We start from the raw sequence: 14,419 nt of genomic DNA, 5'->3' as shown, positions 1-14,419 counted from the left end.
TTTCTGCAATGCAGCACTGCTTTATTGCTAAATCCTCTCTTTCATTCTTATATATGAACAACTTCTCCCAAAAACATACATCGACGGCCAAACAAAAAAGGGATTGAGACATAATTAAATCAATCCAATTTAAAGACGAACAAATAGAATAAATGCGCTAGTATGAATCTCTTGGTTACACCGCTGTTGATTTCCGTGCAAGACTTCTCTTTCCGCTGGCAGCCGATGAGCCTCCTCGTTGCTTACACTCATGCGGGGTCTCACCTATTTCAGAAGTCTTTGTCTTGCCCTCCACTCCGCAGCTAGAAGCACCTAAACAAATGAAATCTACGTTCACCATAAACATGAAAAGATCCGAACGATTCATCGTTCGGATCTTCCTTCAACTAAAATACTTTTATCCCAGCCCCTGCTTTCTTTAGCTGCTATTATTAAATGCCAAATCCAAAAGAAAACAGGATGATCGCAAGTACAAGACCAACAAGCGGCACAATCACCGTCATTGCTGCAACTGATCCATACGCATCTTTATGAGTTTCTCCGCAAATAGAATTAATGGTTGTTACGACATAACCATTATGAGGCAAGGAATCTAGTACTCCAGAGGAAATAGCTACTACGCGATGGAGAGCTTCTGGATTTACACCAGCATCTAGATAGTGAGGTGCTAAAATTGGCAAAGCAATCGCCTGACCTCCTGAAGCCGAACCTGTCATCCCCGCGATAACACTCACGGCAATAGCTCCTCCGATCAACGGACTTCCTGGAATATGCGTCATGGCATCTACAGCCACTCCAAACGCGGGAACAGCCTTAGCAACTCCTCCAAAACCTACGACAGCGGCTGTATTCCCAATAGCAATTAACGCACCCAGCGTTCCTTCTGAAGCTGCATTCCAAAATCCTTTAAAATGCTTTCGGTTCACAATATAAGTGACAATGATCCCGCTTAAAAGTGCGACAATCAGCGCAGATTGCTGAAGTGGCTTATGAAGTGCAAAAGAAATAATGAGCACGACCACAAGCGGAAGCAAACTTAATAAAGGATTAGGAAGAGACTGATTTTCCGTTACTACTGGATCTTTCTCGCGTGATATAAAACGCTCTCCATTTTTAACTGCTTTTGAAATCAAGCGCTTTAACCACCAGTAGCCGAATACAGCCATCACTACTGCTACAACTAAACTAACTTCCCATCCTGCATACGGACTCGTCTTCAAATATTCAATTGGAATCCAGTTTTGGATTTCAGGCGACCCAGCCGAGGTCATCGTAAACGTAACCGAACCAAATGCTAAAGCAGCAGGAATAAACCGCCTCGGCAAATCGGCTTGTTTGAATAAGCTCAAAGCCATTGGATAGACAGAGAATGCTACTACAAACAAACTGACTCCTCCGTATGTCAAGACCGCACAGGCAAGTACAATCGCCAACACTGCTCTTTTCATTCCTAGTTTACTGACAATCCAGCGGGAAACACTATCAGCAGCCCCGCTGTCTTCCATCACTTTTCCAAAGACGGCGCCCAATAGAAACATTAAATACCAAGAAGCAATAAATCCTGTGAAACCAGACATGTAATTTCCAACAAAATTTGCTTCCCCTTCTTTCACCAGCTGTGGAAATAAAGGCATTCCGCTTGTTAACGCAACAACTAAAGCACTGAGCGGACCTGCTATAAATAAATTCATGCCTCTCATCGTTAATACAATGAGCAGCAATAATCCTCCAATTAATCCAATCATACTAAGCATGTTTAGCCCCCCATGAAGTCATATAATTAGAAAACGCTTACATGTTTACAGGTATATACTCCTTCCTTTGCTTGTCACGACCCTTACTATATTATTAAAGGAATACTGAAGACATTCCTACGTTTATTAAGCAGTCAAAAATAAAACCATCTCTATTTATTTAGAGATGGTTAACGAACGCTGACGTTTTTCTTTTAATTTATAATCGTATATCCATGTTGTACACATGCTGAATAGCAATAGCCCAATTAATAAATAGCACAGCGTAGACATATTAAACGCATCGAAAATAACGCCTCCAAAGAGAGGACCAATCATTTTACCTGCAGTAGCCATGCTGTTAACTACACCTTGATAAAATCCTTCTTTTCCAGATGGTGCCAATTGACTTGCAACAGCTGGAATGGCTGGCCAAACGAACATTTCTCCAATTGTCAACACAACCATGGCTGTTAAGAACTGCGGAAATGTTGTAGCATTCACCACGATAACAAAAGAAGCCACAAAAATAACCGTTCCAATTAGGACTTGTACTTTTAATGTTTTTGCTACTTTTTGAATGATGGGTACAATCAAAGGCTGACCGACTACAATTAAAATCCCGTTAATCGTCCAAAGCAAACTGTAGCTAGAAAGAGGTATATTCAGCTCACGCGTATGCGTAGCAATCGTTGTTTGCCACTGAACATACGCCACCCAGCATAAGACATACCCCGTACATAAAATAAGAAGAGCAGTCAGCTTCGTTTTATGCCCAATGCTCCCAGCTTCATTAAGGACATTCGTTTGCCCAACTGTAACCGAAATATGGCGATATGAAAAAATAGCAATAAGCAGAAAAATAACGTATAAAATTGTATTAGCTAAGAAAATATACGTAAATGAATAAGACGCTACAATGCCTCCTACCGCGGCGCCAATAGCTACTCCTGCATTTTGAGCAACGTACATCGCATTAAATGCTTTTCTTCCGCCCTGTGGCCAAACGGACCCTGCCATTGCATACATAGATGGAAACACAATACCAGATCCAAACCCTACAACAACCAAGAGAACAACGTATGTAGGCCAACCATGGAAAAACACGAGTCCCACTAATGCAATAAGAGTAATAATAATTCCTGATAAAATGGATTTATATCCTCCGATTTTGTCAAAAAGCGTTCCTCCAAGCAAATTTCCTACTACGCTTGCAGCAGAATTCAGCATAAGAACCACTCCTGCGACGGACAACGACTTTCCTAAATGTTCATTTATATAAATTGTATTGAGAGGCCATAAAAATGAAGCTCCCGTTACGTTTACAAGCATACCAATAATCAAAAACCAAAGTGATTTAGGCATTGATCTCCCCCCTATCTATTCGAATGCCAACGTACATTCTAGTCTTTTCTTAAAGGGTTCGCAATGCTTTTACATATAGACAATTTATTTAAAATTCGCTGACTATTTAAAAAGGTGATTTCACATGACAATATCATGCAAAACCACCTTTTTATCGCTTACTTTTGCTTCGAACGAACCGGCTGTGCACGCTTGCTGTTTCGTGCTTTTAATTCTTTTACCGGATCAAAATCTTTTCCTAGCTCAATGTCATTGCTGTTGATCCCGTTTTTTGTTTTTTGTTCCGGATTATTTTGATTTGAACGCGTTGCCATAAAATCCTCTCCTTAATGCTGAGTTGTGATCAATTTATTTTGCAGCTGCTGAACTTGCAGGCGCATGCGATATAGCTGCTCTCTCTGCTGTGCATTTGCACTGTGAGAAAACTCTTCAATTTCTTTATAAGCATTTTCTAATTTTTCCTGTGCTTTTGTATACTCAGTGTCGTTATAATGTTCTTGCTTCATGCCTTCCTGCAACTGGCCTTGACCAAAGCGAATAGCATCTTCACACTGTTGCATAAGTTGATCCACTGCTTGACGAGTTGTCATTCTCTATTCCTCCTATTCGTTCATTTCTGTCTTATTTTGCGCAACTTTACTTCTCTTTACGACAAGAAGAACCTGTTAAATATAAGCATCCTTAAATTTGTTTGGCACTTTTTCACGTTTTTGATACAATTTGTTGATGTATATTGCATGTAAAAAGGAGGTTGCTGATTTGAGTCAGACAAACCCATTTCCGTATAAATCTGAAAACAAACGTTATCACACCTGGAATTACCACTTACGTAACCACTTTGGCCATAAGGTATTTAAAGTAGCCTTAGATGGAGGATTTGATTGTCCAAACAGAGACGGCACGGTAGCTCACGGCGGCTGTACGTTTTGCAGTGCTGCCGGCTCAGGGGATTTTGCCGGAAACAGAGCGGATGACCTCGTGACACAATTTAATGAAATCCGTGAAAAAATGCATCATAAGTGGAAAGACGGAAAATACGTTGCTTACTTTCAAGCATTTACTAATACTCATGCTCCTGTCGAGGAGCTTCGTGAAAAATATGAAGCCGTCTTAAAGCTTCCCGGAGTTGTTGGGCTTTCTATCGCCACGCGCCCTGACTGTCTCCCCGACGATGTGGTGGAATACTTGGCTGAATTAAATGAACGAACTTATCTATGGGTAGAACTTGGACTGCAAACTGTTCATGAACGAACTTCACTGCTTATTAACCGGGCACACGATCATCAATGCTATGTAGATGGAGTAGCAAAGCTTCGAAAACACGGTATTCGCGTTTGTTCTCACATCATTAATGGTTTGCCTTTAGAAACACCTGATATGATCATGGAAACCGTACGTGAAGTAGCAAAATTAGACGTTCAAGGAATCAAGATTCATCTGCTTCATTTACTAAAAGGAACTCCTATGGTCAAACAGTATGAAAAGGGCCTTGTTGAATTTCTTTCATTTGAAGAATACGTAAAGCTTGTATGCGATCAGCTCGAAGTAATCCCTCCTGAGATGATTGTTCATCGTATTACAGGCGATGGACCGATAGACCTCATGGTTGGACCGATGTGGAGCGTAAATAAGTGGAGCGTATTAAATGCCATTGATCAAGAGCTTCAACGTCGTCAAAGCTATCAAGGAAAATATTACGAAAAAGAGTTGATGGAAAGATGAAAATAGAACGTATCCTGCCTTTTGCCCGCACATTGCTCACTAATGCTGTGGCCCAAGGAGATGTCGCGATTGATGCCACAGCAGGAAATGGACATGATACATTGTTCTTAGCTAACTTAGTCGGAGACACAGGTCATGTATATGGATTTGATATTCAACCTCAAGCCATTCAAGCAACTCAACAGCGATTGACAGAATACCATGTAGAAAACAGAGTAACACTTATCCAAGAAAGCCACAGCAATATAAACATGCTTCCTCGTTCTATTAAAGGACGAGTCACGGGCGCTGTCTTTAATTTAGGTTATTTACCAGGTGGAGATAAAGACATTGTCACCACTTCTGAAACAACAATCTCTGCAATTGAGCAGTTACTTGATTTGCTAGCACCTGAAGGAGTGATTGTGCTCGTTATTTATCATGGACACGAACAAGGGAAACAAGAAAGAGACGATTTACTAACGCATGTCCAAAATCTTGATCAAAAAGACGTTCACGTTTTACAATATCGTTTCATGAATCAGCAAAACAACCCTCCCTTCATCATTGCTATTGAAAAAAGATAAGCCGCATATGGCTTATCTTTTTAACATTCGGTACAAGCGTCCGTTGATATAGAAAAAGTAGCTGAGGGCTCCCCCCGCTTTTATTAACCTACGTGCATTCACATGAACATGTTTTTGTGCCCGCACTTTTTGATCCGACAAATAAACGCCCAAGAGTCCTTTATAGATAAAGCAGTGAAAGTGATAATCCGGCAGTTTTTTAGCATATTCGTCCGCTTTTACGACAAAATGCAAAAAGCGATCCATCATTTGCTGATAATGAGGATAATAAAAACAAAAGTTCAAATCTCCTCCTGCTTTATCTTCTTCTTGGTCAATTAAATAATCGAGTAAAATATGTAAGCCTTGAATATAAGGAAAATATCCTGCTTTTATTTTCTGCGTCATTTCTTCGGTCATCTCTTCTTGAAAGCTATAGGCAACTAAACAAAAAATTCCTAACGTTGAACCAGAGCACGCTGAAAATTCATACCACTCCATTTCAGGAACACTGTGCCGGTGAGCATCGAACCAATTCTCTAATCGTGGAACTCTTTCCTTGATTTCAACATGCTTATGTATTTGCAAATCACAATAATAATTAGCTAGTTCTAATAAATGTGAAGAGACTATATGGTAATTACAAGCTTTTCGCAAGGACTGCTGACAAGTCTGGACAAGTCCGGCTAAGTATCCTCCGTCGTCTTTATCCGCTCGAAAACGATAGTAATCCCCAAGAGGTGCATGAGGAGTCAACGCATCTGGCATCGATTCATGTAAGGCGGCAAAATCTTTAGGGTCTAGCGAATTGCTGCGGTCACATAAGTTATCTAAGTAATCGCTGATTGTTTGGTAAGCAACAATAAATTTCACGCATTCAATCATGTTTTCTTTCGCTAAAATCGATAGGATACCGCCTCCTTCACAATGAAAAGTTTTTGTATCGATACTTGCCAATGCTTGAGTACGCAATTCTTTATTAGGAATCTCTTTTGCTCGTTCGCGCCAATGATTAAGCTCATGATGAACGACAGGAAACACTTCTCGATAAATTTTTCTCATTAATGAAATAGGATGAGACGGAATCTTCATTTATTTTCACCTCAATTTCTTACCGCACTTATTAAATGTGAAGATCGACAAAACTTTTCGCATATGTAAAAACGTATTCTCTTTCAGGCTCATTAAAGATTTCGTGATACAGCTGAGACCATTCTTTGTAGATTTTTTCACTTAGCTCTATTTCATCAAACCACTGCCTAACAATCAGCTTTTCAATAATTTTATCTTCTCCTGCCTGCATCACAAGAAGCGGGACATCAGGCAAACGATCGATATCTTTAAAAGCTAAGTTGACAGCTTGGATCAATTCCCGGTACCATCTTACAGAAACTTTTGTAACATACAGTGAATCATTTTCATCTTCATCTCGAACTTCTTGGTTTCTTGTTGCTTTTTCAACAGTGAGACCTAAATCGAAAAGTTTGTTCGGCATGACTTTATTTAACCCTTTAGATAGCATATCTAAATAAGCCGGTACTTGCTCTTTTAATCCTAGACAAGGAGAGGAAAGAATCGCACCCCATATAGGGAGGTTTTTTGTCTGGAGCGTACGAATAACCGCCAGTCCTCCCATACTGTGACCTAACAGGAAAATAGGCAAATCATATTTTTGCGCTTCACGTACCCATTCTTCCACTTCATACACATATTCATCAAAGGATAGGATATGTCCTCTTCTTCTTGTTGTTAAGCCTTGGCCAGGAAGGTCTCCCATAATTACGTGCATTCCAACCGAACGCCACATCTCAATCAGCCAGCGATAGCGTCCGTGATGCTCCGCTGCTCCATGGACCATGACAATAACGCCTTTTGGATTTACTGCTTCCCATTTATGCATTTGAGTTACTCCTTCTTCCTTTTTTTGTTTACCTGCTTAAAAAACCTTTGTACACTTACATTAGAAGATTTACTACTTTTTTTCAACTAATAAAGGGAGATGATTTGATGATTTATCCGTATAAAGAAAAAATGCCTACCATTGCACCCAGCTGCTTCATCGCAGACTATGTCACGATTACTGGAGATGTCACCATTGGTGAAGAAAGCAGCATTTGGTTTAACACTGTTATTAGAGGAGATGTTTCACCTACGATTATTGGTAAACGAGTAAACATACAAGATCAATCAACACTCCATCAAAGCCCAAATGCTCCTTTGCTTATTGAGGATGATGTAACAGTAGGACATCAAGTTATTTTACATAGCTCCATCATCCGCAAACGCGCGCTCATTGGCATGGGTTCTATTATTTTAGACGGTGCGGAAATTGGTGAAGGTGCTTTTATCGGTGCTGGAAGCTTAGTACCTCCCGGTAAAAAAATACCCCCCAATACTCTCGCACTCGGCCGACCTGCTAAAGTAATCCGCACTCTGACAGAAGAGGATTTAAAAGATATGCAGCGCATTCGTACAGAATATGTAGAAAAAGGGCAGTATTATAAATCTATTAAGAAATCTGATTCTTCATTATAAAGGAAACGTTCCCTCAGAAAGTCATACTGAGGGAATTTTTTTAGTATCTCCACAAACTCTCCAATCATGTTCTATTCTCTCCACAATTGTAAAGAAATTTCCATATTAATTTACATCGTTTTAGTACTGCCTACACAATTAAAGATTAAACTGAATAATAAAGACGTATTTATTGAAAAGGGAGCGACTCTATGAAAGCCAAGTTAATTCAGTATGTATATGATGCCGAATGCCGATTATTCAAAAGCGTAAACCAACATTTTGATCGAAAGCACTTAAATAGATTTTTACGTTTACTAACTCACACTGGCGGAGCCACGTTTACCATTGTGATAGCGTGCTTGCTGCTATTTCTGCATCCTTCATCCGTCGCTTACGCTTGTGCGTTTTCTCTAGCCGTTAGTCATATTCCTGTCGCCATTGCTAAAAAACTATATCCGAGAAAACGACCTTATATTCAATTAAAATATACAAAAGTATTAGAAAATCCCTTAAAAGATCATTCATTTCCGTCTGGGCATACAACAGCTATTTTTTCGTTGGTTACCCCTCTTATGATTGTTTATCCAGCCTTCACTGCCGTTCTTTTGCCTCTTGCAGTAACGGTAGGAATTTCAAGAATCTATCTCGGTCTGCACTATCCGACGGATGTCATGGTAGGCCTGATACTGGGCATCTTTTCAGGTGCTGTGTCACTGAACATATTTTTAACTTAATTGATAGGAGGAGTACTAATGAGAATTGCTTTATTTACGGATACATTTGCTCCAGAAGTTAACGGAGCTGCTAAAACACTTTATCAGTTTACCCAGTATGTCAAATCAAAGCAAATTCCCATCCAGGTATTTGCTCCTGAATTTGCTCATGATCAGTCATTTTCAACGTATGTTCACCGTTCGCCCAGCATGCCGTTTTTCCTTTATCCAAACAGCCGCTTTTCATTGCCAAACGTTCTAAAAATTAAAAAGCAGCTGCAGGAATTCAATCCTTCTATTATTCATTTGGCCACTCCTTTTACAATGGGGCTTTGCGGCTCCTATTACGGGAAAAGATTAGGTGTTCCTCTTGTCGGCTCTTATCATACCAATTTTGCTGATTATTTATCTCACTATGAACTTGAAAAAATGCGTGTACCACTGCAAAAATATATGAAATGGTTTTATAAACCTGTACAAAAAATATTCGCTCCCTCTGAAGTGACCAAACAGCAGCTAGAAGAACAAGGGTTTCACAACGTATCTATTTGGTCGCGAGGAGTAAATCATAAATTATTTCACCCCCACTATGACCGCTTTGATATTCGTATTAAATATAATATTAAAAAGCCCTACATTTTAACGTATGTAGGAAGATTAGCTAAAGAAAAGAACGCTGATTTTTTAATGAAAATCGCACGATCTCTACCGGATCATATCCGCCATCAAATTCACTGGGTTATTGTGGGAGACGGCCCTTTAAAAGAACAAATGCAGCAGCAAGCATCTGAGCATATGACATTTACAGGCTTCCTTGAAGGTAAGCAACTTGCTCATATCTATTCATCATCTGATTTGTTTGTTTTTCCTTCAGAAACAGAAACCTTCGGAAATGTTGTACTGGAGTCTCTTGCTTCTGGAACTCCTGTAGTGGCAGCAAATGCAGGAGGAGTTAAACAGATGGTTCAGCACGGGCGAAACGGCTACCTTTGCAAACCTCACTCCTTAGAAGAATTCAGTTCGGCTATTACAGGTTTACTCGATGATTTGCACCAGCGGCTTCACTTTGGCCATGCAGCGAGACACTATGCTCTTACTCAATCATGGGACGCCATTTTTCAGCATTTGCTTTCAGAATATGAAGGTGTCGTAGAAAAATCTGCTGCAGATATTCAATGGGCATAAAAAAAATCTCCGTTTTCACGGAGATTTTTTTATTATTTAGCTAAAGCTTGAGTTTTTAATGCTTCCGCTTTGTCTGTGAACTCCCAAGGAAGCTCCACGTCCGTACGACCAAAGTGGCCGTAAGCTGCTGTTTGCTTATAAATTGGGCGACGTAAATCAAGCATTTTAATGATGCCCGCTGGACGTAGGTCAAAGTTTTTGCGTACTACGTCTACTAGTACTTCTTCAGAAACTTTTCCTGTACCGAATGTATCAATTGAAATAGATACTGGTTGTGCAACACCAATTGCATATGCTAGTTGTACTTCACATTTATCAGCAAGATCAGCTGCTACAATGTTTTTCGCAACATAACGAGCTGCATAAGCTGCTGAACGGTCTACTTTTGTTGCGTCCTTACCAGAGAATGCACCGCCGCCATGACGAGCATATCCGCCGTAAGTATCAACGATAATTTTACGACCAGTTAAACCAGCATCTCCTTGAGGACCGCCGATTACGAAACGTCCTGTTGGGTTAATGAAATACTTTGTATTTTCATCAATTAACTCGTTTGGAACAACTGGATTAATAACATATTCTTTTAAGTTACGTTGAATTTGCTCTAACGTTACTTCTGGATGATGCTGAGTTGAAATAACAATTGTATCGATGCGAACAGGTTTGTTGTTTTCATCATATTCAACTGTTACTTGTGTTTTACCATCCGGGCGAAGGTAAGGAAGAATTTCTTCTTTACGTACTTCTGTTAGACGGCGAGCAAGTTTATGAGCTAATGAAATTGGAAGAGGCATTAATTCTTTTGTTTCGTTACATGCATAACCAAACATTAAGCCTTGGTCTCCAGCTCCGATTGCTTCGATTTCTTCATCTGACATTTGACCTTCACGTGCTTCTAACGCTTGGTCTACACCAGCAGCGATATCAGCTGACTGCTCGTCGATAGATGTTAATACTGCACAAGTTTCAGCATCAAATCCGTATTTTGCACGAGTATAGCCAATTCCTTTAATTGTTTCACGAACTGTTTTAGGAATATCCACGTAAGTAGAAGTTGTAATTTCACCACTTACTAAAACTAAACCAGTTGTTACGCTTGTTTCACAAGCAACACGAGCATTTGGATCCTTTGCTAGGATAGCATCAAGAATTGAGTCAGAAATTTGGTCACAAATTTTATCGGGATGTCCCTCTGTAACAGATTCTGACGTGAACAGACGACGTTGTGTTGACATCAGTTTTCCTCCTTATAAATACGATACATTGTGATACGGTACTCATTCCCTTATTTTCATTACACGTTAAAAAATATAAAAAAACCTTTCCTTGTATCGAGGAAAGGTATCAAATTCTACATAAGCCTTTCACTCTTATCGATCAAGGTTGTGCCCTTGCATCAGGTTAGCACCTTATCGTCTACACAAAAAAATGACGATGGTTGCTGGGTTTCATAGGGCCTGTCCCTCCACCAGCTCGGGATAAGAGAGTATCCGTTCAAGGACATATAATACATGAAAAAGCGCTTCACTGTCAACAACATTCAAATGGAAATCATCTCTTTATTTTTGAATCTGTTTTAATGTAACATACTCAAATTCCGAAATAGTACACCTTATTAAGAATCATCACTAAGTTTAGTTAATAAGACAGATCAAAATGAGGCTTTCACTTAAAATAGCTTCACTTTTTTCGCTCCTAGCACATATACATGTGTCTAAAATAGGTATAACGTACATTTTTTTATAATACACAAACATTTTTAGTTAAATAGTATAGAATAATTAAATAAATGTGTTATACTAATTATAAATTTCAAACATTAATGAATAAATAATAGCTAAAAAAGGAAGGTAGTGCACATGAGTACTGTTGATATGTCTATCGAATTAAATGGTTTGCTTCAATTAAAAACAACAAAACACCAATTATCTGTTCCACAACTTGTTGAAAAAATTCTAGCTCGACGCGAAGGAACGCTGACTTCTACAGGTGCTGTGTCAGTCGAAACCGGAAAATATACAGGTCGCTCTCCTTTAGATAAATTTATTGTAAGCGATGCTGTGTCTTCAAAAACGGTTGAATGGGGACCTGTCAATCAGCCAATTTCTGCTCAGCGATTCGATGCGCTATACAAAAAAGTCTTAACCCACTTAAAGAAGCAGGATGAACTTTTTGTTTTTAATGGATATGCTGGAGCTGATAAAAAGTATCAGTTACCAATTCAAGTAGTTAATGAATTTGCATGGCACAACCTATTCGCTCAGCAGTTATTCATTCGCCCTTCAGCCGAACAAAAAACAAATGATGATGTGAAGCCGTTTACAATTGTAGCAGCTCCAACGTTCAAAGCTGATCCTGAAACAGACGGGACGAATTCTGAAACCTTCATTATTCTTTCGTTAGAGCGACGCATTGTGCTAATTGGAGGAACTGAATACGCTGGTGAAATGAAAAAATCTATTTTCTCAGTGATGAACTTCTTACTTCCTCAAAACAATATTCTATCCATGCACTGTTCTGCTAACGTAGGAGAAGAAGGTGACGTTGCATTATTCTTTGGTTTATCTGGAACGGGTAAAACAACGCTTTCTGCTGATGCAAACCGTCGTTTAATCGGAGATGACGAGCACGGTTGGTCAAGCTCTGGTGTATTTAATATTGAAGGAGGATGCTACGCGAAGTGCATTCAGCTTTCCGAAGAAAAAGAACCGCAAATCTTCAATGCAATTCGCTTCGGCGCCGTACTGGAAAATGTAGTGTTAAATCAAAATACGAAAGTAGCAGATTACAATGATAATAGTTTAACAGAGAATACTCGTGCCGCTTATTCAATTGACTCTATTGATAATACGGTATTGCCAAGCGTTGCCGGGCACCCTACAGCTATTGTCTTTTTAACTGCTGATGCTTTCGGTGTCTTACCTCCAATCAGCAAGCTTACAAAAGAACAAGCAATGTACCATTTTCTGAGCGGATACACTAGTAAGTTAGCTGGAACAGAGCGCGGCGTAACATCGCCACAGGCTACTTTCTCTACATGCTTTGGTGAGCCTTTCTTACCTCTTGCTCCAACAACTTATGCAGAAATGCTAGGAAAGAAAATCGATGAACATAATGTAAATGTCTACCTTGTAAATACTGGATGGACCGGCGGTGAATACGGGGTGGGCGAACGAATGAAGTTAAGTTACACTCGAGCTATGGTTCAAGCAGCCCTTGAAGGAGAACTCGCTAATACCGAAACAGTAACAGATACTATTTTTGGTTTATCGATTCCAACTCATGTTCCGGGCGTTCCTGATGAAGTGCTTCAGCCTTCTAAAGCATGGAACGATGCAACAGCTTATAACCAAAAGGCAACTGAGCTTGCTGCTAAATTCAAAGCTAATTTCAAGCGTTTTAACGATGTAGCATCTGACATTTCAACATTAGGCGGACCTAGAGTCTAACTAAAAAACGATCGTCTTATAGACGATCGTTTTTTAGTTAGTCGAATGTAATTTTGTCAGTTCATATGTGATAATGGTTTTTTCCTGCTCCATTTCTACCTTACGCACAACAGCAGTTCCAATACATTCTCCATTTTTCGTTTTGTGAACGTTTAATGGAATATCTAACGGATACAAGCGATATCCTTTTTTCTCAATTTGAAAAATGTTATCCGTTACACGCTTTTCGTTGCCTTTTGTCACAATCATTGTATTTAATTCTAGCGGCATCCCCATTTTTTCTCACTCCTCACTGTTATTCTACTTGTTTTCTCTATCGTAGCATATCTTTTATTGCGCTTTCATCCACTTCGTTAACTTCTTCACCGTTTCTCGGTTTTCTTTTGGGGGAAAAGCATGTGGAAAGTTTTCGAAGTACCAGCTGGTAACTTTTTTATTGGCCTTCTTTAGTTTAGATTCTAGCTGATAGGCATGATCAATCGACACGTTTTTATCTTCTAAACCATGAATAAGCAAGACCGGCGGCTCGACGAGATGAGCACGATGCAAAGGGGTCCTCCATTCGTATCTTTCAGGATATTTAGAAGGAGTTCCTCCAATCACCCGCTTCATCATTCTTCTTAAATCTTCTCTTTCTTCATATGTCAGCACCATATCCGTGACGCCTCCCCATAACACAAGAGAGCGGCTGTCGTTTTTTTCAATAGCTGTGAGTAAAGCCATCACTCCCCCTCTTGAAAACCCAAAAATATGAATGCGGTCATGGTGGACGTTAGGGAGCTGTTTCAGTAAATCGTAAGCAGCAAAAGCATCGTAACGATCATCTCCTGCAAAATCTTCGTTTCCTTCTCCTCCTTGATTTCCCCTGTAGAACGGAGCCATCACAATAAAACCTTGAGAAGCAAATTGAATGAGTCGAGCAGGACGAACCGTTCCTACGTTCTTGATACCTCCCCTTAAGTATAAAAAGCCGTCATACATTCCTTTTTCTTTTGGCTCTGCGAGCATTCCTTTAATCTTAAGTCCTTGACATGCATATGTAATCACCCACAGCGCCACGCGAGGGTTTGATGATGGGAAACGCTGTTTATGAAGAATTGTTCCATCTTTCATTTTTTTCCTCCATTCTTTATATAACTAGCCTGCTTTCTCCCGCTAAGGTGTACTTTCAATTGTTGACTAATAGTTCT

The 14,419-nt window shown here is 39.7% G+C and carries 16 protein-coding genes and 1 riboswitch; of the genes, 6 read left to right on the top strand and 10 right to left on the bottom strand.

What is annotated here, in order from left to right:
- Window positions 1-175 precede the first annotated feature (175 nt).
- From AC0KUU_RS00270 to AC0KUU_RS00250, 5 genes are all read right to left on the bottom strand, one after another.
- Window positions 176-367: a hypothetical protein gene (locus AC0KUU_RS00270; protein ID WP_034276835.1), complete on the bottom strand. Its 192-nt coding sequence runs from the start codon at window positions 365-367 to the stop codon at window positions 176-178.
- Between the two features lie 64 nt (window positions 368-431).
- Window positions 432-1,754 (bottom strand): GntP family permease, encoded by a 1,323-nt coding sequence (locus tag AC0KUU_RS00265; protein WP_050688647.1) that lies wholly within the window; start codon window positions 1,752-1,754, stop codon window positions 432-434.
- A 156-nt stretch (window positions 1,755-1,910) separates the two neighbouring features.
- Window positions 1,911-3,098: an MDR family MFS transporter gene (locus AC0KUU_RS00260; RefSeq protein WP_029319939.1), complete on the bottom strand. Its 1,188-nt coding sequence runs from the start codon at window positions 3,096-3,098 to the stop codon at window positions 1,911-1,913.
- A 158-nt stretch (window positions 3,099-3,256) separates the two neighbouring features.
- Window positions 3,257-3,412 (bottom strand): hypothetical protein, encoded by a 156-nt coding sequence (locus AC0KUU_RS00255; RefSeq protein ID WP_013059527.1) that lies wholly within the window; start codon window positions 3,410-3,412, stop codon window positions 3,257-3,259.
- Window positions 3,413-3,424: 12 nt separating this feature from the next.
- Entirely contained in the window at window positions 3,425-3,688 is a 264-nt protein-coding gene (locus AC0KUU_RS00250) for a YtzC family protein (RefSeq protein WP_013059528.1), read from the bottom strand.
- Between the two features lie 169 nt (window positions 3,689-3,857).
- On the opposite strand from AC0KUU_RS00250, the gene mnmL reads away from it, so the two are divergent.
- Window positions 3,858-4,820, top strand: coding sequence for a tRNA modification radical SAM protein MnmL/YtqA (gene mnmL, locus AC0KUU_RS00245; RefSeq protein WP_322552463.1), 963 nt, complete (start codon window positions 3,858-3,860; stop codon window positions 4,818-4,820).
- Window positions 4,817-5,386: a tRNA 5-(aminomethyl)-2-thiouridylate-methyltransferase MnmM gene (gene mnmM / locus AC0KUU_RS00240; protein ID WP_043975906.1), complete on the top strand. Its 570-nt coding sequence runs from the start codon at window positions 4,817-4,819 to the stop codon at window positions 5,384-5,386. The genes mnmL and mnmM overlap by 4 nt, the downstream gene beginning before the upstream one ends.
- 12 nt (window positions 5,387-5,398) lie before the next feature.
- Here mnmM and AC0KUU_RS00235 read toward each other — a convergent pair whose 3' ends face one another.
- A complete protein-coding gene (locus AC0KUU_RS00235; RefSeq protein WP_013059531.1) occupies window positions 5,399-6,457 on the bottom strand; it encodes a tetraprenyl-beta-curcumene synthase family protein in 1,059 nt (352 codons plus the stop codon).
- Window positions 6,458-6,488: 31 nt separating this feature from the next.
- A complete protein-coding gene (locus AC0KUU_RS00230; protein WP_013059532.1) occupies window positions 6,489-7,265 on the bottom strand; it encodes an alpha/beta fold hydrolase in 777 nt (258 codons plus the stop codon).
- Between the two features lie 107 nt (window positions 7,266-7,372).
- On the opposite strand from AC0KUU_RS00230, the gene AC0KUU_RS00225 reads away from it, so the two are divergent.
- The 3 genes from AC0KUU_RS00225 to AC0KUU_RS00215 all read left to right on the top strand — a co-directional run bounded on the left by AC0KUU_RS00225 (window position 7,373) and on the right by AC0KUU_RS00215 (window position 9,780).
- Window positions 7,373-7,900 carry a gamma carbonic anhydrase gene (locus AC0KUU_RS00225; protein ID WP_014457969.1) on the top strand — a complete coding sequence of 176 codons (528 nt, stop codon included), beginning with the start codon at window positions 7,373-7,375 and terminating at the stop codon, window positions 7,898-7,900.
- 191 nt (window positions 7,901-8,091) lie between these two features.
- On the top strand, window positions 8,092-8,616 hold the full coding sequence (locus AC0KUU_RS00220; RefSeq protein WP_043975902.1) for a phosphatase PAP2 family protein: 525 nt from the start codon (window positions 8,092-8,094) through the stop codon (window positions 8,614-8,616).
- A gap of 18 nt (window positions 8,617-8,634) precedes the next feature.
- Window positions 8,635-9,780, top strand: a complete 1,146-nt coding sequence (locus AC0KUU_RS00215) for a glycosyltransferase family 4 protein (RefSeq protein ID WP_318330901.1) — start codon at window positions 8,635-8,637, stop codon at window positions 9,778-9,780.
- Between the two features lie 32 nt (window positions 9,781-9,812).
- On the opposite strand, the gene metK is transcribed toward AC0KUU_RS00215, so the two are convergent.
- The gene (metK, locus tag AC0KUU_RS00210; protein ID WP_013059536.1) at window positions 9,813-11,015 is read right to left on the bottom strand and encodes a methionine adenosyltransferase; all 1,203 of its coding nucleotides are present in this window, start codon (window positions 11,013-11,015) and stop codon (window positions 9,813-9,815) included.
- A 132-nt stretch (window positions 11,016-11,147) separates the two neighbouring features.
- Window positions 11,148-11,265, bottom strand: a riboswitch (SAM riboswitch).
- A gap of 374 nt (window positions 11,266-11,639) precedes the next feature.
- On the opposite strand from metK, the gene pckA reads away from it, so the two are divergent.
- Window positions 11,640-13,229, top strand: a complete 1,590-nt coding sequence (gene pckA, locus AC0KUU_RS00205) for a phosphoenolpyruvate carboxykinase (ATP) (RefSeq protein ID WP_043975897.1) — start codon at window positions 11,640-11,642, stop codon at window positions 13,227-13,229.
- Between the two features lie 33 nt (window positions 13,230-13,262).
- Here pckA and AC0KUU_RS00200 read toward each other — a convergent pair whose 3' ends face one another.
- Together AC0KUU_RS00200 and AC0KUU_RS00195 are read right to left on the bottom strand one after the other, a co-directional pair.
- A complete protein-coding gene (locus AC0KUU_RS00200) occupies window positions 13,263-13,505 on the bottom strand; it encodes a DUF2584 domain-containing protein (RefSeq protein WP_043975895.1) in 243 nt (80 codons plus the stop codon).
- A gap of 54 nt (window positions 13,506-13,559) precedes the next feature.
- Window positions 13,560-14,342, bottom strand: a complete 783-nt coding sequence (locus tag AC0KUU_RS00195; RefSeq protein WP_043975893.1) for an alpha/beta hydrolase family protein — start codon at window positions 14,340-14,342, stop codon at window positions 13,560-13,562.
- Window positions 14,343-14,419: the final 77 nt, after the last annotated feature.

This window comes from Priestia sp. ST2, assembly GCF_055810735.1.
This window is presented reverse-complemented; position numbering and strand designations above follow the sequence as displayed.